Below are 26416 nucleotides of genomic sequence, written 5' to 3'. Positions count from 1 at the left end.
CCGCCCCACAACGGCCCCCGGCCCCGCCTCGCGGACCCCTTCCTCCGGCGCCCCGAGCCCTTACCTCTCCCTCCGGCCGTCCCCGTGGCCGAGCCCTGCGCGGTGACACGCGGCGAGCCGCTGCGGCGGCGGGTACGAGTGCCGGAAGGTGTTGCCTTGTGCGCGCTCATGTTCCTTCAGAGTGTGATCGGTATGTGATCGGATGTGGCCGAGTCGGTCACGAAAAGATAACGGATGATCGGCAGGGCTCCGCACCACGGCTCACCACCACCGCTTGACCTTCACCTTCGAGGAAGCCCCAGCATCGATCGCGGAACGAGGAACGGCCAGGAACGACGGAAGCCAGGGGAAGCCAGAGGGAGTCATGGAGATGCTGACGATCGGGACCTTCGCGAAGGCATGCCGACTGTCACCGAAGGCGCTGCGGCTCTACGACGAGCTGGAGCTGCTCCGGCCCGCCCGCGTCGACCCCGACACCGGTTACCGCTACTACTCCACTGAACAGCTGGAACAGGCCCGGCTGGTGGCCTGGCTGCGCCGGCTCGGCATGCCGCTGGCCCGTATCCGCACGGTGTGCGCGCTGGAACCGGGCCCGGCGGCCCGGGAGATCCGGGCGTACTGGGCCGGGGTCGAGGCCGAGACGGCGACCCGACGGGACCTGGCGGCCTTCCTCGTGGACCACCTCACCCACCCGTCCGAGGAGGACATCACGATGCTGGAACTCCGTTACGCCGCCGTCTCCGACACCGGCCTGGTCCGCGCCACCAACCAGGACACCGCCTACGCCGGCTCCCGCGTCCTCGCCGTCGCCGACGGCTTCGGCCCGGCCGGAGCCCCCGCGAGCACGGCCGCCGTGGAGGCGCTCAGGACCCTGGACCGCGACACCCTCCCTGCGGGCAGCGTGCTGAACCTGCTGGAGGACGCGGTGCGGGGCGCGACCGCCGCCGTACGGGAGGTCGCGGGGACCGGGGACGACGGGACGACCCTGACCGCGATGCTCTGGACCGGCTCGCAGCTCGCCCTCGTCCACATCGGCGACTCCCGCGCGTATCTGCTGCGCGACGGCGAACTCTTCCGGATCACCCACGACCACACCGTCGTCCAGTCGATGATCGACGAGGGCCGCCTGACCCCCGAAGAGGCGGCCACCCACCCCCAACCCGCGCTGCTCCTCAAGGCGTTGACCAACAACGAGACCATCTCCACCCTCGACCTGCGCCTCCACGACGCCCACCCCGGCGACCGCTACCTCCTCTGCTCCGACGGCCTGTCGACGGTCGTCCCCGACCCGGCGATCCGGCGGGTCCTGACCTCCGTCCCGGACCCGGAGGCCGCCGTGCGCGCACTCGTCACCGAGGCGAACGAGGCGGGCGGCCCGGACAACGTGAGCTGCGTGGTGGCGGACGTGGTGCGGAAGGAGGCCGCGTAGCGACAGGAACCGGCTCGGAGGAGCGTCGACGGCGGTGAGCCGTCCGCGGGGCGGCGCTCAGGAGGCCGAGTCCCCCGGATCCCAGTCCAGCAGGCGGACCTTCGCGACCGTGCGTACGTGGCGGCGCATCGCGGTGGCCGCCTGCTTGGGCTGCTCGGCGGCGATGGCGTCGAGGATCGCCCGGTGCTGGGCGAGGGAACGGTCGGGCCGCCCCGGCTGGCGCAGCGACTCGGTGCGGCTCTCGGCGATCTGGGCGGCGATGGAGCGCATGAACTCGGCGAGCAGACTGCTGTGCGCGGCCGCCGTGACCGCCGCGTGGAACAGACGGTCGCCCTCGACGCCGTGCCCGTCCCGCTCGATCTCCCCGGCCATGTGCGCGAGCGCGTCCCGCATCGCGGCCAGGTCGTCCTCCGTACGGCGCTCGGCGGCCAGTTCGGCGAGCTTCGTCTCCAACGCCTCGCGGGCCTCCAGCACATCGGGCAGCCGCCGGCGCCGTTCGACCATCTCGTCGACGGGCTCGACGTCGAGGCTGTCCCGGACGAGATACGTGCCCCCGCCGTGCCGCGCCTCCACCAGGCCCTGGACCTCCAGCACCACGATGGCCTGCTTGACCGAGGCCCGGCTCACCCCCAGCCGCTGGGCCAGGTCCCGCTCGGGCGGCAGCCGGTCCCCCGCCCGCAGACCGCCCTCGACGACGTACTGACGCAGCCGGTCGAGGACCTGCTCGTAGAGCCGCTGCTTGGCCATGGGGCGCAGGGCGTCGCTCACGGTTCCCCCTATCGTCCGGCGTCGCTCGGGCGTCGCTCGTCGGGAGCGTAACACCGGCGGACACCAGTGGCCCGATGGCCAAGTGGCTGAACCAATTTTCGCGCGCCCTCTTGACGGCACCGCCGTACGCGCCCACGCTGACCAACCGTAAGTGGCTCAGCCACTCGGCCACTCGGCCCGAGTTCTCCGCCCCTCCCCAGCCCTTCCCCTCAGCCCTCCCCCAGCCGTTCCGGGACCCAACGACGGGAGCCCGTATGTCCCCCGAACTCATCTCGATCCTCGTGCTCGCCGTGGTGTTCGTCATCGCCACGACCCGCTCCGTGAACATGGGCGCGCTCGCCTTCGCCGCCGCCTTCGGAGTGGGCGAACTCGTCGCCGACCTCGACGCGGACGGCATCTTCGCCGGCTTCCCCGGTGACCTGTTCGTCGTCCTGGTCGGCGTCACCTACCTCTTCGCGATCGCTCGCTCGAACGGCACCACCGACTGGCTCGTCCACGCCTCGATCCGGCTGGTGCGGGGGCGGGTGGCGCTGATCCCCTGGGTGATGTTCTTCATCACCGGTGCGCTCACGGCGATCGGCGCGGTCAGTCCGGCCGCGGTCGCGATCGTCGCCCCCATCGCCCTCAGCTTCGCCTCGCGGTACGGCATCAGCCCCCTCCTGATGGGGGCGATGGTCGTCCACGGCGCCCAGGGCGGCGGTTTCTCCCCGATCAGCATCTACGGCACGATCGTCAACGGCATCGTGGAACGCGAGAACCTCCCGGGCAACGAGATAGCCCTCTTCCTGACGTCCCTGATCGCCAACCTCGTGATCGCGGGCGTGGTGTTCGTCCTGTTCGGGGGGCTGAAGCTGTGGAAGCAACCCGCTGACACGGTCGCGGGCACTCGTGCCGCCGGGGCAGCGCAGGGGGGCGCAGCGGCGCCTCGCACCGCCGAGCAGCGGACCCCACCCCCGGCCGACCCCGCCCCCGGTACCGCGTCCACCCCCAGCACGGAAACCGCCCTCACCCCCGCCCGCATAGCCACCCTCACCTCCCTCGCCGCCCTGGTCGTCGCGGTCCTCGCCTTCGACCTGGACGCGGGCCTCACCGCGGTGACCCTCGCCGCGGTCCTCAGCGCCGTCTGGCCGGACGACAGCCGCAAGGCGGTGGGCCAGATCGCCTGGTCCACCGTCCTCCTCATCTGCGGCGTCCTCACCTATGTGGGCGTGCTCGACGAGATGGGCACCATCACCTGGGCCGGCGAGGGCGTCAGCAACATCGGCATCCCCCTCCTCGCCGCCGTCCTGCTCTGCTACATCGGCGCGATCGTGTCGGCCTTCGCCTCGTCCGTGGGCATCATGGGCGCCCTGATCCCCCTGGCCGTACCGTTCCTGGCACAGGGCGAGATCGGCGCGGTCGGCATGGTCGCGGCACTCGCCGTGTCCGCGACGGTCGTGGACGTGAGCCCCTTCTCCACGAACGGCGCGCTGGTCCTGGCCGCCGCACCCGACGTCGACCGCGAGCGTTTCTTCCGCCAGCTGATGATCTACGGGGGGATCGTGGTGGCGGTGGTACCCGCGGTGGTCTGGCTGGTGCTGGTCGTACCGGGATTCGGGTAGCCCCAAGGGCAGCAGCGGTACATCGGACGGCGACAACCAAGGAGTACGACACGTGTCCCCTCTCTTCCCGGCCCTCACCGGCGACGTCCAGGCCCCCGACCGGCCTGCCCTCCGGTTCGGCGACCGGTCCCTGACGTACGCGGAACTCGCGGCCGTCACCGACGCCCTGGCGGACCGCATCAGAGGCGGCGGCCGGGTCGCCGTCTGGGCGACCCCCACGCTGGAGACCGCTGTCGCCGTGGTCGCGGCACTGCGGGCCGGCGTACCCGCCGTACCCCTGAACCCGAAGTCCGGGGAGAAGGAACTCGGGCACATCCTCTCCGACAGCGCACCGTCACTCGTGCTCGCCTCCCCCACCGATGAACTACCCGCCCCCGTACGGGAGTTGGTACGCGTCGATGTCGACGTGCACGACACCGGAAGCGGACCCGCCCCCGACGAGCGGAAGGCCGCCGAGGAGGACGCCGCCCTTGTCGTCTACACCTCCGGCACCACCGGCCCGCCCAAGGGCGCCGTCATCCCCCGCCGGGCCATCGCGACCACCCTGGACGCGCTGGCCGACGCCTGGCAGTGGACCGCCGACGACGTACTGGTCCACGCCCTCCCCCTCTTCCACGTACACGGACTGATCCTGGGCATCCTGGGCCCGCTGCGGCGCGGCGGCTCCGTCCGCCACCTGGGGAGGTTCGACACGGCCGCGGTCGCCCGGGAGCTGTCGGCCGGCGCGACGATGCTGTTCGGCGTCCCGACGATGTACCACCGCATCGCGGAGACGCTGCCCACCGACCCGGACCTCGCGAAGGCACTCGGCCGCGCCCGCCTCCTCGTCTCCGGCTCGGCCGCGCTGCCGGTGCACGACCACGAACGGATCGCGGCGGCCACCGGACGGCGGGTGATCGAGCGGTACGGCATGACGGAGACCCTCATGAACACCAGCGTCCGCGCCGACGGCGAACCCCGCGCCGGCGCGGTCGGACTCCCGCTGCCGGGCGTGGAGTTGAGGCTGGTCGAGGACGACGGCACCCCCCTCACCGCGTACGACGGAGAGTCGGTCGGCGAGATCCAGGTACGCGGCCCGAACCTCTTCACCGAGTACCTCAACCGCCCCGACGCGACCGCCGCCGCGTTCACCTCCGACGGCTGGTTCCGCACCGGCGACATGGCCGTCCGCGACCCCGACGGCTATGTACGCATCGTCGGCCGCAAGGCCACCGACCTCATCAAGAGCGGCGGCTACAAGATCGGCGCGGGTGAGATCGAGAACGCGCTCCTGGAACACCCGGGGGTACGCGAAGCCGCGGTCACCGGCGAACCGGACCCCGACCTCGGCGAACGCGTCGTCGCCTGGATCGTCCCGACGGACCCCGGGTCCCCGCCTCCGGCCGCCGAGTTGGCGACCCACGTCGCCACCCACCTGTCCCCCCACAAGCGTCCCCGAACCGTCCACTACCTCTCCTCCCTCCCCCGCAACGACATGGGCAAGATCATGAAGCGAGCGCTGAAGACGGATGAGTGACCGGCGCTGTTCGGCCCGCGAGGCCATCGCCTTCCTGACGGACGACTTCACGGAACTCCCCACGCCCCGAAGGGACTACGCCCCCGACGGCCCCCTCGCCTGGCACGGCTACGACACCTCACGCGCCCGCGCCGCCGAGCGCACCGGGGAGGAGGAGTCGGTGGTGTGGGGCCGGGCGGTGATCAGTGACCGGACGGCGACGGAGGCCGAGACGAGCTACCCCGATACGGAAGCCGAGGCGACCGGCCCCGATACGGAGGCCGAGACGACCGGCCCCGGTACAGCGGCCGGGGTGACGCCATCGGTGACGTCCGCCGAGACGCAGCGGCGCGGCGAGGCAGACGCGCCGCCGAGTCTCCCCACCTCCACGGCGGCCGTACTGATCTCCTTCGAGTTCGGCTTCCTCGGCGGCTCGCTCGGCGAACGCACCGGCGACCGTCTGGAGGCGGCGTACACGTACGCCCGTGAGCACCGTCTGCCGGTCGTCTCCCTGGTCGCGACCGGCGGCAGCCGTATGCAGGAAGGCATGCGCGCCCTCGTCCAACTCCAGCGCGTGGCACGCGAGTCGGCGCTGACCAGGGAGGCCGGGCTGCCCCAGATCGCGGTCCTCCGCGACCCCACGACGGGCGGCGGCTGGGCCACTCTCGGCGCCGGCGCCGACATCGTCCTCGCGCTCCCCGACGCCCAGGTCGGCTTCGCCGGCTCCCGAGTCCGCCCACCCGACGCGGACCCGACGGCGTACACGGCCGAGTCCCAGGTGGCGTCGGGCTCGGCGGACGCGGTCGTCCACCCCAACGACCTCCGCGGAACACTCGCCCTCTGGCTGACCCTCCTGACCACCTCCTCCACGGCCCCGGCACCTCCACCCCACGCCCTCCCGCCGCACCGCGCCCCTGACGGGGGCCGCAGGCCCTCAAGGGGCGCGGGCGCGGGGCTGTACCAATCCGCGGCTCCGCCGCAGGCCGCGACCAGCCACAACGCACCCTCGGCCGCCGACGAGCCGCTCCCCCCGCCCCCTGCGGCGCCCCTCCTCCCCACCACCGGCTGGGAAGCCGTACAACGCGCCCGCTCTCCCCAACGCCCCCGCGCCAACGCCTACTTGGACGCCTACTTCACCCGCCGGGCCCCCCTGCGAGGGGACCGCGCCGGCGGCACCGACCCCGGCATGCTGTGCGGCTTCGGCGAACACGAGGGCCGGACCGTCGCCTACGCGGCCCAGTGCGGCACCCCGACCCGCCCGGCGGGCTACCGCACCGCCGCCCGCCTGATCCGCCTCGCCGACCGCCTCGGCATCCCCGTACTGACCCTCGTCGACACCCCGGGCGCCGCGAACGACGCCGAGGCGGAACGGCAGGGCGCGGGCCCGGCCATCGCCGACCTCTTCACCACCGTCACCACCGCCCGCACCCCCCTCACCACCCTCCTCATCGGCGAGGGCGGCTCCGGCGGTGCCCTCGCCCTCGCCGCCCCCGACAACACCTGGGCCACCCCGGACAGCTACTTCTCGGTGATCGCCCCGGAGCTTGCCGCCGCGATCCTCAAACGCCCCCCGGAGCTGACACGGGCAACGGCGGACGAGCTCCGGGTGCGACCACAGGATCTGGTGGAGCTGGGGGTCGTGCGGGGGGTCGTGGGGGCGCTAGCACGGCGGGCCGCCGAACCCGCGGCGACGCGCCGACCCGACTGACGGCCGCCCTCGGTCCACCCCCGGCGATCCCGCCCGATCCCGCCTGTTCCGGCCGCTCCCGCCTGACCTCCCGTCACAGAACCACCCGTCCGGCCGCACCCCCACCCGGCCCACTCCAACGGGCACCCCGTTCCCGCCCCCCGCACGATGCAGGAGGAACCAGGGAACCGCCGACCGGCGGCGGTCCGCAAGGTCCGTGCCCTCGGGAGGATCAGCAATGACCGCGATGACCGCCAGTCTGGAGCAGCTGCGCCGCTGCCACTTCGGAGTCGACCTCGGAGCCGCTCGGACCCGGGTGTATGTGAAGGGCGCGGGCCTGGTGGTGGACCAGCCGAGCGTGGCCGCCGTGAACACCCGGACGGGCGCGCTGATCGCGGTCGGGGAGTTCGCGGAGAAGATGATGGGCCGCACGCCCGACTACATCAGGGTCGTACGGCCCGTCTCCAGCGGCACGGTTGTCGACATCGAGATGGCCCAGCGCATGCTGCGCCAACTGCTGGGCGACAGGGTCCGCCGCACGCTGCGCCGCAAGCCCAGCCTGCGCGCCGCCGCGTGCACCCCGCACGGCGCCGACCCGCTCGCCCAACGCGCCACGATCGAGACCCTCGTGGGCCTCGGCGCCCGTCGCGTGGAACTGGTCGACACGCTCATCGCGGCGGCCGTCGGCTGCGGACTGCCCGTCGAGCAGCCCGAGGCCACGATGATCATGGTCTGTGGGGCAGGGGCCACCGAGCTCGCGGTCCTCTCCCTCGGCTCGGTGGTCAGCGCCGTACGCATCCCCGTGGGCGGCGAGGCCATCGACCACGCGATCGTGCAGCACCTGCGCCTGCGGCACGAACTGACGCTGCCCAGCCAGTCCGTACGACCGCTCCAGCTCGCCCTCTCCGGCAACGGCCTCACCCCGCACGGCCCCGCCTCCACCGAGATCCACGGCCTCGACGTGGCGACCGGGCTGGCCCGCTCCGTCCAGGTGGACACCGCGGCCGTACGCGACGCCATCCAGACTCCGCTGACCGCCGTGGTCGACGGCATCGGCAAGGTGCTGCGCGACTGCCCGCCCGACCTGGTGGCCGACCTCGCCGACCGCGGCATCATGATGGTCGGCGGCAGCGCCCTCCTCCCCGGCTTCGACCAGATGCTCCGCCACGCCACCGGAATGCCGGTCCACATCGCCGAACGCCCCGACGTCTGCGCCGCCCTCGGCATCGGCGCCATGCTGGAGGGCCGCATCGCACCCATCAGCCTGGACCCGGTGGGCGACTGACCGACGGCCCGTACAGCCGCCTCGCGGACCCCCTACGAACATCTCTCCGAACGTCTCTCCGAACGTATCTCTCAACACCCCTCCGGCACCCCCTCCGGCACCCCCTCCGGCACCCCCTCCGGCAACTCGCCGGGTATCCCTCGGGCACCCCTCCGAGCCTTCCCGCGCATCCCCCCGCATTCCCACGAGCGGCAGCATCCGGAGCACGTGGGGGCGGCCGGCACCACGGCGGTCACCCGGCAGTCGCCCCCGTGAGCCCGCGACGCCCCACCGAACGCCCGTACGTGTCGTTCTCGCCGAAGTCCCCCGACGCTAGGGTTACTTGGAGGAACGCGGCCACGGAGGTGAGCGCACGGATGCCAGGGCCCGTGACCCGGATCGGTATCACCGGACACCGGGAGATCCCGGAAGCCGCCTTCTCCGCCGTCCGCTCGGGCATCCGGGCGGAGTTACGGGACCGCCCCACCACCACCCGGGCCCTCAGCAGCCTCGCCGCCGGCGCCGACCAGTTGTTCGCGGAGATCGCCCTCGAAAGCGGTATGCGGCTGACCGCCGTGATCCCCGGCATGGACTACGAGGCCCACCTCGGTGGCGACGAGGTCCGGGCCACCTACCGCCGGCTCCTCAAGTGCTGCGTCGAACGCGTGGAACTGCCGCGCGAACGCACCCACGAGGAGGCGTACTACGCGGCCGGCCGCTACATCGTCGACCACGCCGACCACATGATCGCCGTCTGGGACGGCGCCCCGTCCCGCGGCCTCGGCGGCACGGCCGACATCGTCGACTACGCCCGCCTCACGGGCGTCCCGGTGACGGTGCTGTGGAGCCCGGGCGTACGCCGCGCCTGAACCCCGCACCCCGCGCCTCACCCTCCGCCCGTCCCCTCAGGACCCGAACCGCACCAGCCAGTCCGTGTGCTGCGGCGAGACCAGCCGCTCCGCCTCCGCGACCGCGTCGGCCCACCCGTCCTCCCTGACAGTCGTGCTCATGGCGACGCGCAGGGTCTCCAGGTCCTGTTCGACCAGCTTGTGCGCGTACGTCAACGGCCGGTGCCTCCGGACCTCCTGCCAGGCCACGCCCGCCGCGGCCGCGGCACTCAGCACTCCGGTCGGGTCCCAGCGGCCCTCGATCAACCCGCCGGCCCTGAGCACGGCGGCGAGCAGCGCCAGCAGCGTCAGAAAGGTCGTCATGCCCGACCAGCGCACGGACGCGCGGTGCGCGTGCCCGGCCTTGTTGCCGTACCAGGCGAGTTGCTCCATGACCCGGTCGCGGAGATAGATGTCGCGCCGCGAGGCGAGCGGCTTGGCACGCACCGTGCGCATCATCGGCGTGATCTGCCCGAGCCCGAGTTCGGCGACGCTCTCCCGCGGGTCCTCCCAGCCCACCTTCCGCAGTTCGCTGAGCCGTTCCTCCAGCCGCTCGGCGAACCGCGCCTCGGGATTGACGAGCCGGGAAGGAAACGGCCCGCCGTGGACCATGAACTGCCAGGCCAACGACTTGATCACCTCGGCGGCCGCCCTGTGCGCCTGCCACTGAGCCCGCGCGCGGCGCCGGGACACGTAGATGCCGATCCCGACCGTCAGGGCGTACAGCACGGCCGCGACGGCCGACGGCACCCGACTCCCGACCCGTTCGGCCAGTGAGGCGGTCGCCGTGGCGAGCAGCAGCACGACCAACTGGGTTCGGACGACCCGAAAGGACTCACCCTGACGGACCAGCGCCCTCTCATCGCACACACGGAACAACGGGGACAGATCTCGATCACTCACCGTGGTGCTGGGGCCGGGCGTCGCAGCCATGCACACCTCGTACGGATGCCGGAGTCAACGGAACGGTCATGCTCTCGTCAATCTTGAATCCGCGCCAGATCGCCACCTCGCCCTATGCGCAGCGAACCCATGTCGGCGCATGATAGAAACGCGCAAGTATGCGCTCTGTCGTCCACCCTCATCTCCGAGCTTCGACCAAAAGGATCTCGTCGGCAAGGGACCGATGGCAGCGTCCCTTTTCTCGAACTGGAGCGACGAGATGAACCTTTCCTTCCCGAAGACGACGCGTGGATCGGACACCACCCGTTCGGCCCACCAGAGGCTCGCCCCGCTCGCGACCGTCGCCGCACACGCGCCCCGCACCCAGCGCTCCACCGCGCGGGTGACGGACGCGCGTGGTGCGCACCTCGCCAAGCCGGGGTTCACCTCCAGCATCTGACGTAGGCCAACCGGGGCTCGAACCTCCTTGTGGATCAAGGAAGTTGGGCCCCGTCGCCATGTCCGCCCCGAGTGGCGCCAGGGCTTACACTGCCGAAGTGAGGGACCCAGCGATCCAGCAACTGGTGCTCAAGATCCACAGTCGGTGCGATCTGGCGTGCGACCACTGTTACGTGTATGAGGCAGCCGACCAGACCTGGCGGTCGCGGCCGACGGTGATCTCCGAGGAAACACTCGACCAGGTCTCCCGGCGTCTCACCGAGTACGTACTGGCGAGAAATCTGGAATCCATCACCGTCATTCTGCACGGCGGTGAACCCCTGCTCGTGGGCCCCGTCCGGCTGAGACGAATCTGCGCGGAACTCACCCGCGCTCTCACTCCGGTCACCACACTGGATCTGCGTATTCACACCAACGGTGTGCGGCTGAACAGAGATCATCTGCGGGTCTTCGACGAATTCCGGGTAAAGGTCGGCATCTCCCTCGACGGAGACCGGGTCGCCAATGACCGCCACCGGCTCGACCGCCGGGGCCGCAGTAGCTACGACCGGGTGCTGAAGGCCGTCGAACTCCTCCGCCTCCCGGAGCACCGGCATCTGTACCAGGGCCTGCTGTGCACGGTGGACGTGGCCAACGACCCGGTCGCGGTCCACGACGCGCTGACCTCCCTGGACCCGCCCCGCATCGACTATCTGCTCCCGCACTCCACCTGGGACAGCCCTCCCCCCGGCCATGGACCCGGCGCACCGGCGACGCCGTACGCCGACTGGCTGCTGAAGGTCTTCGACCGCTGGGAGGAACAGGGACGGCCCATGCCGGTCAGGACGTTCGACTCGGTGCTCAGCACCCTGCGCGGCGGCCCCAGCCTCACCGAGGCGCTCGGGCTGGCCCCGTCCGATCTGGCGGTCATCGAGACCGACGGCACCTTCGAACAGGCCGACTCGCTCAAGACGGCTTACGAAGGCGCCCCGGCCACCGGCTACGACGTCTTCCGGCACGGTTTCGCGGAGTTCGCCGAGCACCCCGGCGTCCGCGCCCGCCAGCTGGGCATCGCGGGGGTCAGCGAGACCTGCCGCAGGTGCCCGGTCGTGGAGTCCTGCGGCGGTGGCCTCTACGCCCACCGGTACAGCGGCGAGAAAGGCTTCGACAACCCTTCGGTGTTCTGCTCGGACCTGCGGGGCATGGTGGAGGGGATCGCCGAGCGGATCACCGAGCGCGCACTGCACCCAGCGGTCACCGAGGCCGACGAACTGCCGCTGGCCCAGCTGAAGCTGAACCGGGACCTGCTGATCCGGGCGAACGCCGCGCTGGCGGGCCGGCCCGACTGGGACGCGGCCTGGCAGGTGGTGGTCCGGCTGGACTCCGACGCCGCCAGCGCCGCGCACCTCAACACGGTCCTCGCCCATCCGTATCTGCGTTCCGTGCTGCGCCGCTCCCTGGACGGTCCCGTCGGCCTCCCCCAGCTGATGGCGGCGGCCACGGCGGCCGCCGTCCTGGCGGAGACGGAGGCCACGCTCACCTGGCGGCAGCCTGGCCGGGACCTCCACCTCCCGACCCTCGGCACCCTGCGGCTCTCGGCACCCGGCCGGGTCGAGTGCGCGGTCACGGCGCACGGCCTCCAGGTGACCGGCGCGGGTGACGACGGTGGCGAACTCGACGTCGAGTGGCGGCCGTTGACGACCATGCAACTCACCGACGGGCCGCCGCTGCTCGTCGACGACGCCGATCCGGACCGCGACTGCTTCGGGTCGCCGGTCGCGGACCCGCTGCCCCCGAGCGACCTGGCCCTCTTCGGCAAGCGGCTGCGCGCGGCCCACGAGGCGCTGGACGCCCAGGAGCCCGGCTGGCGCAAGGGTGCCCACGCGCTCCTCGCCACCACGGTCACCCCTCTCGCCCCGGGCGCCGGACTGCGGCTCGGCACACACGCGTTCGGCGCGCTCGGGGTGGCCGTCGACTTCGAGGCCGACGCGTTCGTCCGGGAACTGCCGCTCCTGGGACGCGGATCCCGGCTCGCCGCCCTGCGGGAGGTCACCGACCTGAACGTGCCGGGCAGCGCCGCCGGACGGCTGCTCGACGAGGCGAGCGCGTGCGTGGGAAGAGCCGCCGCTTTCCCGCACGACGCCGCCGAGTCGCTGCGGCGGGCGCGCGCCGCCCTGGACACGCTCGCCGGCGCGGCGGGACACGAACTCACCGAGAACGGAGTCCACTTGGCCGACGAGCTGCGGGCGGAGCTGGTGGTGCCGCATGAGTGAGGCCACCGAACTCCCCGAGATACTGGGCCGGTTGGGCGTCCGGCCGGGCGGCGTCCTCATGGTGCACTCCTCACTGCGCGGCACCGGACGGAGCCCGACCGAGGTACGCAACGCCCTCCTCGACGCGCTCGGCCCCGACGGCACCCTGGTCGTGCCCGCCTTCACGCCGGAGAACTCCGACACCTCCCCCGCGCACCACAGCCGTACCGAGGGGATGACCGAGCGGGAGAAGGCCGAGTTCCGTGCGTCGATGCTCCCCTTCGAGCCGAACGCCACGCCCTGCCCGGCCATGGGTGCGCTCGCCGAGTGCGTACGGACCACGCCCGGCGCGGTCCGCAGCGCCCATCCACAGACCTCGTTCGCCGCGCTCGGGCGCCGGGCCGAGGAGTTGCTCGCCGACCACGACCCGTACTGCCACCTCGGCGAGCGGTCCCCGATGGCCGCGCTGTACGCGGCCGACGCCCAGGTCCTGCTGCTGCGGGTCGGCTTCGAGGTGTGCACCGCGTTCCATCTCGCCGAGTACCGGATGACCCCGCCGCCGCCGACACGGACGTACCGCTGCGTGGTGAGGGACAAGGGGAACTGGATCGAGTACGAGGATCTCTCCCTCCACGACGGGGACTTCGGCGCGATCGGGGCTCTTCTACCTCATGGTTTGTGCACGAAAAGGGAGTTCGCGGGAAAACCGACGTTTCTGTTCGGGATGCGCGATGCTGTCGACGCCGGGCGGCATCTGATGTCCGGATATCGCGGTGAAATGACGTGAAACGAGCCATGTGCCCGGGGAGTTGATCGGGCACATTGTTGGTTCCGGCTGGATGGGGCCTGGCGGGGGCACGAGGGCATCGAAAGGCGGGGGTGCGTGAATACACCTGCACGGGGACGGTCTCCGGACAACCGTCCGTACTTTTTCCTCAGTTACGCGCACACACCTCCCTCGGGACCCGACAGCGGCGACCCCGACCACTGGGTGCACACGCTCTACAAGGATCTGTGCGCGGACGTCCTGGCCCTCACCGCTCATCCGCGGGGGACGCCCGCGGGATTCCTGGACCGGGAGATGCGGTCCGGGGAGGGCTGGCCGGACCGGCTCAGCGAGAATCTGGCGCACTGCCGGGTGTTCGTCCCGCTGTACTCCCCCAGGTATTTCTCCAGCGACAACTGCGGGCGCGAGTGGTTCACCTTCGACGAGCGCATCCGCGAGGCACGCAACGCCGGCCACGGTGACATCCCGGCCATAGTCCCGGCGCTGTGGACGGCCATGGACCTCGAAGGACTCCCCGAATCCGTACGCCAGATCCAGGTCGAACGCAGCAAGTTCAGCGAGCGCTACACGTCCTACGGCATCTACGGGCTGATCAAACTCCAGCGACTGCGGGACGAGTACGAGGAAATCGTGTTCGGCCTCGCCCAGCGGATCGTGCAGGTCGCCGAGAACACCCCGCTGCCGTCGAGCCGGCCCCGGCCGTACGAGTCCACGCACAGCGCGTTCCGGCCGCACGGCGAGGGGCCGCGCCGCATCCACCTCACCGTGGTGGCGCCCAGCCGGAGCTCCGTGCCGGAGGGCCGGGACGCCCTTCCCTACGGCGAGGACGCCACTGAGTGGAACCCGTACCACGGCGAGTCCAGGCGCCCGCTGTCCGCGCTGGCCGAGGAGCTGATCCGGTCCCTCGACTACCGCATCACCGTGTCGGACTTCGACGTCCCGGACTCCGGAGCCGACGGTCTCACCGCGGGCGGGTCCGAGCCCGACGGGAGCGGGCAGCCGCCCGAGCCGCACCCCGGCATCCTGCTGCTCGACCGCTGGGCCCTGCTCGACCGGGACCGGCGGCACCGGCTCAAGACGTTCGACTCGGCCGCCCACCCCTGGGTCGGCGCGATCGTCCCCTGGAACCGCTTCGACCTTCAGTGCCGCGGTGAACAGGGCGAACGGCTGAAGGAGGAACTGGAGGACACCCTGCCGCTGATCCTGGAGCGGGGGCGCCGCGCCAAGTGCTGGGCCGCGGTCAACGGCGTACCCACCCTGAAGCAGTTCACCGAGATACTGCCGGTCGTCGTGGCCCAGGCAACCCGGCAGTTCCTCAGGCACGCGAAGGCGCACCCGCCGCCGGGCCCGACCACACCCCGGCCGCGGCTCAGTCTCGCCGATCCGACCGACCCCGATGCGGATTCCGACCACGGAGGACAAGCATGACGGCCCGTCAGGACGGACGCATCGTCACCTTCTATTCGTACAAGGGCGGTACGGGCCGCACGATGGCCCTGGCCAACGCGGCGTGGATCCTGGCCGCCAACGGCAAGCGGGTCCTGGCCGTCGACTGGGACCTGGAGGCCCCGGGCCTCGACCGGTTCTTCCAGCCCTTCCTGGACCTGAGCGTCCTCGCGTCCACCACCGGCGTCATCGACATGATCACCGAGTACTGCTGGGCCGCGACCACCGGCGGCCCGCGCACCGGCCCCTGGCACCGGGACTACGCCCGCGTCGAACAGCACGCCGTGTCCCTCAGCCCCGAACGGCTCGGGCTGTCCTTCCCCGAGGGCGGCTCGCTCGACTTCCTCTCCGCCGGCCGGCGCAACCGGGAGTACTCGGCGACCGTGTCGTCGTTCGAATGGGACAACTTCTACGAGCGGCTGGGCGGCGGCCAGTTCCTGGACGCGCTGCGCGAGGACATGAAGGCGTCGTACGACTACATCCTCATCGACAGCCGTACGGGCCTGTCGGACAGCGCGGACATCTGCACCATCCAGATGCCCGACGTCCTCGTCGACTGCTTCACGCTCAGCGGCCAGTCACTGGACGGGGCGGCGGCGGTCGCCCGCAGCGTCGAGGGGGGCCAGCACAAGCGGCGGATCAGGGTGCTGCCGGTACTGATGCGCATCGACGAGGGCGAGAAGCGGAAGGTCGACGCGGGGCGGGCACTGGCCCGGCTGCGGTTCGAGGGCCTGCCCAGAGCCCTCGACGGCGACGAGCTGAGCGCCGAACAGCAGGACGCCTACTGGGGCGCGATGGAAATACCGTATGTCCCGTTCTACGCCTACGAGGAGACGCTCGCGACGGTCGGGGACAAGAGCAATATCGCGAACTCCCTGCTGTCCGCCTTCGAACGGCTGACGAAGGTGATCACCGACGGCGAGATCACCGCACTGCCGCCGGTGCCCGAACCGGTGCGGCAGCGCTGTCTGGAGGCGTTCACCCGGCGCCAGCCGATGACGGACATCATGGTGGTGTACGCGGCGGAGAACCGGATGTGGGCGGACTGGGTGGAGGCCGTCCTCAGACTGACCGGCTGCAATGTCACGCTGCACGACGTGTCCGCCGGACCGCCGGAGCATCTGGACACGGCTACGCGCGCCCTCCTGCTGTTGTCCCACGCCTTCCAGAAGTCCCGGCACGCCCAGACGATCTGGCGCTCCCTCACCGACACCACGCTGGGCATGCAGCGCGCCACCATGGTTCCGCTGCGCGTCGACGAGGCCCGGTTCCCCGACGCCTACGTCGACCAGGAGCCGGTGGACCTGTACCGGCTCGACGCGTCCCAGTGCGTCGGCGCCCTGCTCAGCGCGCTGAAGCTGCCGGAGCGGCCCGACGACCTCGGCTCGGTGGAGCCCCGCTTCCCGGGCGGCGCCCCCACGGTGTGGAACGCGCCGCAGCGCAACATGACGTTCACCGGTCGCAGTCAGATCCTCGACCAGCTGCGCGACCAGCTGCGCGGCGGGGTGTCGGCCGTGGGGAGCCAGCCCAAGACCCTGTTCGGCCTCGGCGGGGTCGGCAAGACACAGGTCGCCCTCGAGTACGTGCACCGGTTCATGGCCGACTACGACCTGGTCTGGTGGATCTCCGCCGAACACGGCGACGGCGTCACCTCCGCCCTCGCCGAACTGGGCGCCCGGATCGGCGCGCCCGGCGGCGCCGACATGACGCTGGTCAGCCAGGAGACCGTACGGATGCTCGCCGACGGGGTGCCGACCAAGCGCTGGATCCTGGTCTTCGACAACGCCGACAACCCCGAGGAACTCACCCGGTTCTTCCCGCAGGGCAGCGGCGGGCACCTCCTGGTCACCTCCCGCAACCAGACCTGGGAGCAGCGGGGCGCCTCCTTGCCCGTAGACGTCTTCCCCCGGCACGACAGCGTCGAGCATCTCTCGCGGCGCGCGCCGGGGCTGAGCGCCGAGGAGGCCGACCGGGTGGCGGAGGCGGTCGGCGATCTGCCGCTGGCCGTGGAGCAGGCAGCGGCCTGGCTCGCCGAGACCGCCACCCCCATCGAGGAGTATCTGCGGCAGCTGAACAAGCAGACCACCGGTGTGCTGGACCTCAACCAGGCCGTGGACTACCCCGAGACGGTGGCGGCGACCTGGAACATCTCCATCGCCCGGTTGAAGGAACGCTCCCCCGCCTCGGTCCGGCTGCTCCAGCTGTGCGCCTTCATGGCGCCCGAGCCGATCTCCTCGCACCTGCTGTACAGCCGGGAGATGCTCGACGAACTGAAGAAGGTCGACCCCAGCCTCCAGGAGAGCCTGATGCTGGGCCGGGTCATCCGGGAGATCGGCCGGTTCGCCCTCGCCAAGGTCGACCAGGCCAGCACCAGCATCCAGGTCCACCGGCTGGTGCAGGCGGTGATCCGCTCCCGGATGGGCGACGAGGAGCAGAAGCAGGCCCGGCACATCGTCCACACCATGCTCGCCGGCGCCCGCCCGCCCGGCGACGAACCCATCGACGACGCCGAGACCTGGCCCCGCTTCGCCATCATCTGGCCGCATCTGAACGCCTCCGACCTGCGCAACTGCCATGAGGCCGAGCCCCGCCGCCTGTTCATCGACCGCGTCCGCTATCTGTGGAAGCGGGGCGACTTCCCCGGCGCCCGCAGACTCGCCGAGGAACTGGCGACGCACTGGCGCGGCACGCTCGGCGAGGACGACATGCAGTACATGTATCTGCGCGGCCAGCTCGCCAACGTGCTGCGCTCGCAGGGGCGTTTCGTGGAGGCGCGCTCGATCGACGCCGATGTGCTCGCCCAGCAGCTGAGGGTCCTCGGCCCCACGCATCCGCACACGTACGTCACCACCTCCAGCCTCGCCAGTGACCTCGCGGCGCTCGGCGAGTACACGAAGGCGGTGGAACTGGCCCGTGAGGCCCACCAGGGGTTCAGCCAGATCTTCCACGAGTCGCACGGGCGGACGCTCAATGCCGCGAACAACCTGGCGCTCGCGCTGCGCATGGTCGGCCACTACAACGAGGCCCGCGACGTCGACCAGGACACCTACGCCCGCCGCCGCGAGGTCCTCGGCCCCGACCATCCCTACACCCTGATCTCGGCCCAGGGCCTCGGCCGCGACCTGCGCGAGGTCGGCCGCTACACCGACTCGGTGGCGGTCCTGTCGGAGGCGTACGAGATCCACAAGCGGATCCTCGGCAAGGACTTCCCCGGCACGCTCAGCTGCGCCAAATCGCTCGCCGTGTCGCTGCGGCGGGCGGGCCAGTTCGTGGACGCGCACCGGCTGACGCGGGCGACGCTCACCCAGTACCGGACGCAGTACACCAGGGACAAGTACCCGGACCCGATCCCGGACTCCCTCGCGTGCGAGCTGAACCTGGCGGCCGATCTGTACGCCGCCGACGAGCCCGACCGGGCGCGGGAGGCCGTCAGAAGTGTGCTGGAGCACTACGCCAAGGTCCCGGGCAAGGAGCACCCCTACACCCAGGCCGCGCTCAACAACCTCGGCATCTATCTGTGGGCCTGCGGGGACGCCGAGGAAGCCGAGGGGGTGTTCGAGCAGGTGACGGAGCGAATGGCGGCGACCCTGGGCGACGAGCACCCCCACACCCTGTTCGCCCGCGCGAACCAGGCCAACGTACTGGCGGAGCAGGGCCGTCCGGAGGAGGCCTGGGCCCTGGAGGAACCGGCCCGCAACGTCCTCAGGTCCGTCCTCGGCCCCCAGCACCCCGAAACGCTCGCCGTCGTCAGCAACTCGGCGTTGACGCTGCGCTCGCTCGGGCGGGAGGAGGAGGCCCAGCGGCTGCGTGAGGCGACGCTCTCCGATCTGCGCCGGCTGAGTCGGCAGTTGGGGGAGGGGAACGGGATCACGCGGCTGGTGGGGCAGCGGCGGCGGGTGTATCGCGACTTGGAGCCGTTGGCTGTGTGAAGGGCGCGGCAGGGGGTGGGGGGTTGGGGTGCGTTGGCGAGTGCGGGTGCGTGGGGGCTGGTCGCGCAGTTCCCCGCGCCCCTTAAAAGCCCCGGGCGCGACCCATGCTGTTAAGGGGCGCGGGGAACTGCGCGACCAGCCCCCACGCACCCGCACCCGAAATCAAGCCGGTGACGCCACGGTCGGCTCGGTCGTGGTGAGCAGCCAGCTCAACACGTCCGGCAGCGCCCGAATCGCCGCGAAGTGCGCAGCCGCCGGCTCGCAGACCGCGATCGCGCGGGGAATGCGCGCGGCGAGCCAGGAGGAGTGCGCGGACGGGGTGAACACGTCCTTGCCCGCATGCCACAGCAGCACCGGCACCTTGATCTCCGCAGGGTCGAACCCCCAGGGGCCGGTGAGCGCGAGCGCGTCGTCGATCCAGCCGTACGGGGAGGTCCGCAGCGCCTCGTGGTAGTTGCGCAGCAGCATGGACCGGATACCGTCGTCCGAGACGATCATCCGGTCCTCGTCCGTGAGATCGCCGCGCAGTTCGTCGAGCAGCCGGGCGGGGTCGGACCGGATGGCGGCCGAGCGCGGGATCAGCTTGGCGACGAACCCCCGGGGATCGGTGAGCACCGAACGGAACTCACGGACGTTGTGAGGCGCCATCCCCGCGAACCAGTCGAGCCCCTCCGCGTCCTGCGGCGCGAGCGTCACCAGCGCGGCCGCCCGGGTCACCCGGTGGGGCAGCAGCGCGGCACAGGCCAGCGCGTGCGGGGCCCCGCCGGACCGGCCCACCACCGCGAAACGGTCCAGCCCCAGCGCGTCCGCGACGACTTCGATGTCCTCCACCACGTCCACGACCCGCCGCCCCGGCCGGCGGTCCGACCCCCCGTAACCGGGACGGTCGTAACTGATCAGCCGCGCACCGCGGTGGTAGAGGAAGATGGACCGCGGTCTGGGTCCCACCCTGCTGCCAGGCATCCCGTGCAACAGGAACACCGGCCGTCCGTCCGGATCCCCCGCGCACTCGACCCGCAACCGCCGCCCGTCGGCCGTCCGGACATGGTCCGGCGTCCGCACGAGGTCATGCACAGCGTTCCCCCTCCCTCGGTCCGAAGACCGGGACCACGCTGCCCGAACTTTGCCCGCGCACCTACCCCGCGAAACGATTGCGCAGGTCAAATAGGCCTGAATCGAAGGGTTCTGATTGGTCGTCAGTTATGACGTCGGTATGCCTTGACTTCACCATCCCTTCGCGTCAGATTCGATGCTCCGCACCACGTCCGGGGCGCAGGTCAACCGATTGCCTCCCGGGGAACAGCACGGCCACCCGTCCCTTCGCGAGGCTGGAGCGTCTGGCATGTCCAAGAGCGCGGATCCTGAGAGACGTACGGCGGCGCAGTCCGGGCCTTCGCGACGGCAGGTGCTCGGTACGGCCGCCGGGGCGGGGGTCGCGGTCGCGGCCGGTGGGGTCGTGGGGAGTCCGGCGGCTGCCGCAGCCCCGCCTCTCCTCGGCACCTACGACGTCGTCGTCATCGGCTCCGGCGCGGCCGGGATGACCGCCGCGCTCACCGCGGCGAAGCAGGGGCTGAGTTGTGTCGTCGTGGAGAAGGCGCCGACCTTCGGGGGGTCGGCGGCGCGGTCGGGGGCCGGGATCTGGCTGCCCAACAACAGTGTGATCAAGGCGGCCGGGGTGCCGGACACCCCGGCCAAGGCGGCGCAGTACCTCGCGGCCGTGGTCGGGGACGAGGTGCCCGCGGACCGGCAGAAGGCGTTTCTCGATCACGGGCCCGCCATGCTCTCGTTCGTCATGGCCAACAGCCCGTCGCGGTTCCGGTGGATGGAGGGGTACAGCGACTACTACCCGGAGCTGCCGGGCGGGTTGCCCAACGGGCGGTCCATCGAGCCGGAACAGTTCGACGGGAACCTGCTGGGGGACGAGCTGGCGCGGCTGAATCCCGCCTATCTGGCCACGCCGGCCGGGATGGTGGTGTTCAGCGCCGACTACAAGTGGCTCGCGCTGACCACCGTGAGCGCGAAGGGGCTGGCCGTCGCGACGGAGTGCCTCGCCCGGGGCACGAAGGCCGCGCTGCTCGGGCAGAAGCCGCTCACCATGGGGCAGGCGCTGGCGGGCGGGCTGCGGGCCGGGCTGCTCGGCGCCGGTGTGCCGGTGTGGCTCAACACCCCTTTGACGGACCTGTACTTGGAGAACGGGGCGGTGACGGGGGCGGTCGTCACCAAGAACGGCTCCGCCGGGCTCGTCCGCGCCCGCCGGGGCGTCATCGTCGGCTCCGGCGGCTTCGAGCACAACGCGGCCATGCGGGCGCAGTACCAGGAGCAGCCCATCGGCACGCAGTGGACGGTGGGGGCGAAGGAGAACACCGGGGACGGGATACGGGCCGGTCAGCGGGCCGGCGCCGATCTCGCGCTCATGGACGACGCCTGGTGGGGTCCCGCCATCGCCACCCCCGGTCAGCCGTGGTTCTGTCTCGCCGAACGCACTTTGCCCGGCGGCCTGTTGGTCAACGGGGCGGGCGCGCGGTTCGTCAACGAGGCGGGGCCGTACAGCGACGTCGTCCACACGATGTACGAGAAGGACACCGCGTCGGCCTCGCACATCCCGGCCTGGCTGATCGTCGACCAGAACTACCGCAACCGGTATCTCTTCAAGGACATCGTGCCAACCTTCCCGTTCCCCGACGAGTGGTACGACGCCGGGGCCGCCCACAAGGCGTGGACACTCGACGCGCTGGCCGGCGCGATCGGCGTCCCCGCCGCCGCACTCCGTTCCACCGTCGACCGCTTCAACTCCCTTGCCCGACAGGGGGACGACACGGACTTCGGGCGCGGCGACAGCGTCTACGACCACTACTACACGGACCCGTCCGTGCTCCCCAACTCCTGCCTGGCGCCTCTGTGGTTGCCGCCCTACTACGCCCTCCGCATCGTCCCGGGCGATCTCGGCACCAAGGGCGGCCTCCTCACCGACGCCCGCGCCCGCGTCCTCCGACCGGACGGCACGGTGATCTCCGGCCTGTACGCGGCGGGCAACGCCAGCGCCGCCGTGATGGGCCGCAGTTACGCGGGCGCCGGGTCGACGATCGGGCCCGCGATGACGTTCGGGTACGTGGCCGCGCTGGACATCGCGGGAAAGCTCTAGACCGCCGCCTCGGGGAGTCGGAGGTCGATCCACGGGATCGTGTCGCCGTCCAGCAGATAGCGCTCGGTCTCCACGAAACCGTGGCCGAGCGCGAACCGCAGTCCGTCCGCGTTCGCTTCCAGTACGCAGGTCTCGATCACCCCGGCGCCCAGTTCCCGCGCCCGCCGCAACGCCCGCTCGTACAACTGCTCGCCGAACCCCCGCCTCCGGTGTTCGGCGAGCACGCGCGCGATGACCGTGGCCGTCGCGGTGTCCCCCTCGGGCGGGCGGACCGTGGAGTTGCCGACGAGGACGCCGTCGGCGTAAGCGAGTTCGAGGTGGTTGCGTACGGCGCGCTCGCGGACGTCGTCGAGGGAGAGGAGGTGGGTCGGGATGATCGTGTTGTGGACGTGCCGCCAGGCTTCGAGTTCCTCGTCGCTCGCGGCACCGTCCACGCTCTTGATGGCGAGATCGGTCACGGTGTCAGCCTAGACACCGCCCGCCGCTCCGGTCGCCGGGGCGTCGTCCGCGGCCACCTCGTCGTCGAGGAGCGCGTACGCCCGCACGGGGAACGTGCCCATGCCCTCGACGGCCGGCGGCGCGGCGTGGAAACGGAAGCCCCGCGGGGGCAGTTGCTCCAGGCCCCGCAGGTGTTCCACGACGGGGATGCCGGCGGCGAGCAGGCCGGTGTGGGCGGGGCGGGTGCCGTCGTCGGTGTCGTCGATGTTGAGGGAGTCGATGCCGACGAGCACGGCGCCCCGCTCGACGAGCAGGGCGACGGCGTCGGCGGTGAGGTAGGGGTGGCCGTGACCGTACCGCTCGGTGCCCCAGTGCCGGTCCCAGCCGGTGTGGATCAGCACCGCCCGGCCGGTCACGTCGTACGGCAGCAGTGCCTCCCGGTCCACGGCCCGGCGCCCGGTGTCCGGGACCCGTACGACGAGACCGTCGAGATCGATCAGGCTGCTGAGCGGCAGCCCGGCGAGGTCGTGGCCGCCGTCGAAGCGGTGGTAGGGGCTGTCGACGTAGGTGCCGGTGTTGGACACCATCGAGATACGGCCCATGGCGAACTCGGTGCCGGGCGCGTAGATCTCCCGCGAGGCCTCCCGGGTGAGGTGGTCGCCGATCTCGGGCCCGGGAAGCCCGGGGTAGGTGATCATCCCGTGCCGGATGGGATGGCTGAGGTCGACGATCCGCCGTTGCTTGCTGCTCATGCCTCGATCCTCCCTGCAGTATCACTTCATCACAAGCAAGATTTACTGAAGCGGCACTACAGTACGGCTTATGGAACTGGATCCCCGTCGGTTGCGCGTCCTGCGTGCGGTCGCGTTGCGCGGTGGCGTGGTGGACGCGGCGAAGGTGCTACATCTGACGCCGTCGGCCGTGTCGCAGCATCTGGCGCAGTTGGAGCGGGAGGTGGGTCAGCCGCTGGTGGACCGTTCGCGGCGCCGGGCGGGGCTGACCCCGGCGGGGCGGTTGCTGGCGGCGCGTGCCGAGCGCATCGAGTGGGAGCTGGCGGAGGCGCGCCGTGAGCTCGCCGAGCTGACCGGCCGTTCGACCGGGCCGGTGACGGTCGCCGCGTTCTCCTCGGCGGTGTCCCACCTGCTCGTCCCCGCCCTCGGCGCCCTCGCCCGCACCCACCCGGGGCTGGAACCGAGAGTGGTGGAGGCGGAGGGCCCCGAGGCCCTGCGCGAGCTGCGGACCGGCGGCCTGGACCTGCTGGTCGTCGAGTACGACGGCGACGATCCCGACCCGGACGAGCAGTGGCGTGACCTGGCGGCCGCGCCGGTCGCCGACGACGAGTACCGCGTGATCACCCCCGCCGACTGGTCACCGCCGCCCCGCTCGGTCCGGGACCTGGCCGACCGCCCCTGGGTCACCGCGCCACCCGGCACGGCCTGCGGCCGCGCCCTGGCCCGCATCGCCGCCCAGTACGCCTTCACCCCGCTGCGCGCCCACACCGCCCTGGAGTTCCCGACCACCCTGGCCCTCGTCCGGGCCGGCCTCGGCGCGGCCGTCGTCCCCACCCTCGCCCTCACCGACGCCCCGCCCGAAACCGTGGCCCTGCCGACGGTCCCGATAGCGGGCCACCGCCGCATCGCGGCGGTCTGGCCCGCCTCTCCGTCGGGCCCCCAGCCCCGGACATCGGCTCTGGTCGAGGCGCTCCAACGGTCCGCTGTGGAACTGGGGTTGCCACCCGCGCCCTGAAGGGGCGTAGGGGCTGTGCCATGTGCGGCTCCGCAGCGTGCGCGCGACCAGCAACAACGAAACCGCACCGGATGGTCGCGGCCGCCTCACGGGTCGGCGCCAGTACCTCGGCGACGCGCTCGGAAGCGAGGTCCCGCCGGGCCGGCGCCAGGAGCATGCGGCAGCGGTCCCCCACGGGCCACATGGCGAACACGAACTGTGCCGGCGCCCGCTCGGCCGGCTCCGTCGGCTCCGTCGGCTCCGCGGATCCCTTCCCACGCGAAGAGTTGCCGTCCGCACGGGGAAGGGGCCGGTGACGCCTGGCGGGTCGGCCACGGCATCCGGCACTCTCCGGGGCCGGAGGGGAGTACGGTTGCGGCAGGGAGCGCACCTCGCATGCCGTCATCCGTTTCGGCGTCGCCCTTGGGGAACGGCAATGGCCGGAGCACAGCGGACCCGGCCGGAAAAGAGCCGCACCATGCCTCCTGGCTCGTACCCTCGCACCGTGGTAGCGAAGATCTCCTGATTCCCGAGGTGCTCCAGCATTCCGGCACCTCGCGTACGCCCTGGACCGACCAAGAGAATGCGGGACACATGTATTCACAGGACGCGATCTCCGGCCGCCGACGCGGCCGCCCCGAACCGACCGCCGAGATGATCTCCGGGCTGGCCTGTCTCATCTGCGGCACGGACTACAGGAGCGCACCGGACGCGGAAGCGGTGGTGGTCTCCCACCGTGACGACAAGCAACAGCTCGCCTGTCACGGGACGTGCGCGCGGCTGGCGAGCGGGTCGGTCTCCGGCCTGGACGAGACACCCCTCCCACTGGACGAACGCCTGCGCAGGCACCAGGCCGACCACTCCTGACCCGGCTTCCCGGCAACCACGCCAAGCAGGTTGCCGGGACGGCTCACCCGCGTCCCCGCCGCGACGGCCTCCGGACTCGCGAGCGGCGAATTCGGCCCGCTCTGGCAAAGTCGACGCTCCGACAGCCAAGCAAGTGCGTTCCGCAGCTCAGAGACCTAAGGCAGCGGGGCGGACGGGACTCGATCCCAGTGAGGGCGCCGGCCGCCGTGGGGGACTCACTGCCGAGGTTTCTCGCCCCGCGGACGCCCGGGGAGTGGGCCTAGGCTGTTGTCAGGGCCCGAGAAACAGGGGAAACAGGGGATCATGGTGATTGGGGACAAGCCCATGGCCGGGCGGCCCCGGCCGTCGATGGCGGATGTCGCCCGTCACGCCGGTGTCGCGCCGCAGACGGTTTCGCGTGTGTCCAACGGCCACACCAACGTCGACCCCGCGACCAGGCAGCGGGTCGTCGAGTCGATGCAGGCGCTGGGCTACCGGCCGAACGGAGCCGCACGCGCGCTCAAGAGCGGGCGGTTCAACACGATCGGTGTCATCACCTTCACGCTCAAGACGTTCGGGAACACGCGCACGCTCGACGCCATAGCCAAGGAAGCCGCACACGCCAAGTACGCCGTCACCCTCATCCCCGTGTCGGACCCGACCATGGGCAGGGTTTCCGGCGCCTACGACCGGCTCAGCGAGGCAGCCGTCGACGGAGTGATCCTCGTCTTCGAGGCGCATCTCCTGGACGATGCGGAGTTCAGCCTCCCACCGGGGGTTCCGATGGTGGTCGTCGACTCCGACACCGGCCCCGGCTACACCGTGGTGGACACCGACCAGGCACAGGGCGCCCGTCAGGCGACGGAACACCTGCTGGAACTCGGCCACCAGCAGGTATGGCACATCGCCGGACCCCCGACCTCGTTCTCCGCGGCCCATCGGGTCGAGTCCTGGCAGCGCACCCTGCAGAACGCCGGCATCGTCCCGCCCCCGGTGCTGTACGGCGACTGGACCACCCGGTCCGGATATCAGCACGGGCTGACTCTGGGGCGAAGGCCGGAGGTCACGGCGATCTTCGCCGCGAACGACCACATGGCGCTCGGTGTCATGCGTGCCCTGCACGAGCTCGGCCGCCGGATCCCCGACGACGTCAGCGTGGTGGGGTTCGACGACATGGAGGAGACCCATGCCTTCTGGCCACCACTGACCACCGTGCGGCAGGACTTCGCCACGGTCGGCCGGCTCAGTCTTCAGAAGCTGCTGAGCAAGATCGGCCGCACTGGACCCGACACGATCGACAAGACCTTGGTCCCGACCCGGCTGGTGGTCCGCGCGAGCACGGGAGCGCCGCCGCTCTCACCGGAAGGCGAAGCGCGGCGGCGCTGACCCGCACGGGCCGG

General features: G+C 71.5%; 20 protein-coding genes. 15 read left to right on the top strand and 5 right to left on the bottom strand.

The features are described from left to right. Positions 1-364: 364 nt before the first annotated feature. Positions 365-1429: a MerR family transcriptional regulator gene (locus OG622_RS34495; RefSeq protein ID WP_371580538.1), complete on the top strand. Its 1065-nt coding sequence runs from the start codon at positions 365-367 to the stop codon at positions 1427-1429. A 57-nt stretch (positions 1430-1486) separates the two neighbouring features. Here the strand turns inward: OG622_RS34495 and OG622_RS34490 are convergent, their stop codons facing one another. Beyond that, positions 1487-2197: a FadR/GntR family transcriptional regulator gene (locus OG622_RS34490; RefSeq protein ID WP_371580537.1), complete on the bottom strand. Its 711-nt coding sequence runs from the start codon at positions 2195-2197 to the stop codon at positions 1487-1489. Positions 2198-2451: 254 nt separating this feature from the next. Here OG622_RS34490 and OG622_RS34485 point away from each other — a divergent pair, with 254 nt between their 5' ends. From OG622_RS34485 to OG622_RS34465, 5 genes are all read left to right on the top strand, one after another. Next, on the top strand, positions 2452-3798 hold the full coding sequence (locus tag OG622_RS34485) for an SLC13 family permease (RefSeq protein ID WP_371580535.1): 1347 nt from the start codon (positions 2452-2454) through the stop codon (positions 3796-3798). Between the two features lie 52 nt (positions 3799-3850). Then, positions 3851-5314: an acyl-CoA synthetase gene (locus OG622_RS34480; protein ID WP_371580534.1), complete on the top strand. Its 1464-nt coding sequence runs from the start codon at positions 3851-3853 to the stop codon at positions 5312-5314. After that, positions 5307-7001 (top strand): carboxyl transferase domain-containing protein, encoded by a 1695-nt coding sequence (locus OG622_RS34475; protein WP_371580533.1) that lies wholly within the window; start codon positions 5307-5309, stop codon positions 6999-7001. Before OG622_RS34480 ends, OG622_RS34475 begins: the two co-directional genes overlap by 8 nt. A gap of 226 nt (positions 7002-7227) precedes the next feature. Then, positions 7228-8265, top strand: coding sequence for a rod shape-determining protein (locus OG622_RS34470; protein WP_371584307.1), 1038 nt, complete (start codon positions 7228-7230; stop codon positions 8263-8265). A 356-nt stretch (positions 8266-8621) separates the two neighbouring features. After that, positions 8622-9113, top strand: coding sequence for a hypothetical protein (locus OG622_RS34465; protein ID WP_371580532.1), 492 nt, complete (start codon positions 8622-8624; stop codon positions 9111-9113). 36 nt (positions 9114-9149) lie between these two features. Here the strand turns inward: OG622_RS34465 and OG622_RS34460 are convergent, their stop codons facing one another. Then, positions 9150-10064 carry a DUF4231 domain-containing protein gene (locus tag OG622_RS34460; RefSeq protein WP_371580531.1) on the bottom strand — a complete coding sequence of 305 codons (915 nt, stop codon included), beginning with the start codon at positions 10062-10064 and terminating at the stop codon, positions 9150-9152. A 193-nt stretch (positions 10065-10257) separates the two neighbouring features. Between OG622_RS34460 and OG622_RS34455 the strand changes: the two genes are divergently transcribed. The 5 genes from OG622_RS34455 (at position 10258) to fxsT (ending at position 18865) form a co-directional block, all read left to right on the top strand. Next, the gene (locus OG622_RS34455; RefSeq protein ID WP_371580530.1) at positions 10258-10473 is read left to right on the top strand and encodes a hypothetical protein; all 216 of its coding nucleotides are present in this window, start codon (positions 10258-10260) and stop codon (positions 10471-10473) included. 97 nt (positions 10474-10570) lie between these two features. Beyond that, the gene (gene fxsB / locus OG622_RS34450) at positions 10571-12724 is read left to right on the top strand and encodes a radical SAM/SPASM protein FxsB, inactivated metallohydrolase extension form (protein WP_371580529.1); all 2154 of its coding nucleotides are present in this window, start codon (positions 10571-10573) and stop codon (positions 12722-12724) included. After that, positions 12717-13490, top strand: coding sequence for an AAC(3) family N-acetyltransferase (locus OG622_RS34445; protein WP_371580528.1), 774 nt, complete (start codon positions 12717-12719; stop codon positions 13488-13490). The genes fxsB and OG622_RS34445 overlap by 8 nt, the downstream gene beginning before the upstream one ends. Positions 13491-13586: 96 nt before the next feature. Further along, positions 13587-14918, top strand: a complete 1332-nt coding sequence (locus OG622_RS34440; protein ID WP_371580527.1) for a TIR-like protein FxsC — start codon at positions 13587-13589, stop codon at positions 14916-14918. Next, a complete protein-coding gene (gene fxsT / locus OG622_RS34435; RefSeq protein WP_371580526.1) occupies positions 14915-18865 on the top strand; it encodes an FxSxx-COOH system tetratricopeptide repeat protein in 3951 nt (1316 codons plus the stop codon). The genes OG622_RS34440 and fxsT overlap by 4 nt, the downstream gene beginning before the upstream one ends. Before the next feature lie 162 nt (positions 18866-19027). Here the strand turns inward: fxsT and OG622_RS34430 are convergent, their stop codons facing one another. Then, a complete protein-coding gene (locus OG622_RS34430) occupies positions 19028-19939 on the bottom strand; it encodes an alpha/beta fold hydrolase (RefSeq protein WP_371580525.1) in 912 nt (303 codons plus the stop codon). Between the two features lie 268 nt (positions 19940-20207). Between OG622_RS34430 and kstD the strand changes: the two genes are divergently transcribed. Further along, entirely contained in the window at positions 20208-22007 is a 1800-nt protein-coding gene (kstD, locus tag OG622_RS34425; RefSeq protein ID WP_371580524.1) for a 3-oxosteroid 1-dehydrogenase, read from the top strand. On the opposite strand, the gene OG622_RS34420 is transcribed toward kstD, so the two are convergent. Together OG622_RS34420 and OG622_RS34415 are read right to left on the bottom strand one after the other, a co-directional pair. Continuing rightward, complete coding sequence (locus OG622_RS34420) at positions 22004-22465, bottom strand: N-acetyltransferase family protein (RefSeq protein WP_371580523.1); 462 nt, start codon at positions 22463-22465, stop codon at positions 22004-22006. The two genes, kstD and OG622_RS34420, sit on opposite strands and share 4 nt — an antisense overlap. Before the next feature lie 9 nt (positions 22466-22474). Continuing rightward, positions 22475-23197 carry a cyclase family protein gene (locus OG622_RS34415; RefSeq protein ID WP_371580522.1) on the bottom strand — a complete coding sequence of 241 codons (723 nt, stop codon included), beginning with the start codon at positions 23195-23197 and terminating at the stop codon, positions 22475-22477. 70 nt (positions 23198-23267) lie between these two features. Here OG622_RS34415 and OG622_RS34410 point away from each other — a divergent pair, with 70 nt between their 5' ends. The 3 genes from OG622_RS34410 (at position 23268) to OG622_RS34400 (ending at position 26402) form a co-directional block, all read left to right on the top strand. Then, positions 23268-24191: a LysR family transcriptional regulator gene (locus tag OG622_RS34410; RefSeq protein ID WP_371580521.1), complete on the top strand. Its 924-nt coding sequence runs from the start codon at positions 23268-23270 to the stop codon at positions 24189-24191. 573 nt (positions 24192-24764) lie between these two features. Further along, positions 24765-25037 (top strand): hypothetical protein, encoded by a 273-nt coding sequence (locus tag OG622_RS34405; protein ID WP_371580520.1) that lies wholly within the window; start codon positions 24765-24767, stop codon positions 25035-25037. A gap of 303 nt (positions 25038-25340) precedes the next feature. Next, the gene (locus OG622_RS34400; protein ID WP_371580519.1) at positions 25341-26402 is read left to right on the top strand and encodes a LacI family DNA-binding transcriptional regulator; all 1062 of its coding nucleotides are present in this window, start codon (positions 25341-25343) and stop codon (positions 26400-26402) included. Positions 26403-26416: the final 14 nt, after the last annotated feature.

It is taken from the genome of Streptomyces sp. NBC_01314 (assembly GCF_041435215.1).
In the GTDB taxonomy this organism is placed as follows: domain Bacteria; phylum Actinomycetota; class Actinomycetes; order Streptomycetales; family Streptomycetaceae; genus Streptomyces.
Note: the sequence above shows the minus strand (reverse complement) of the source record. Positions and strands in the feature narration are given on the sequence as shown.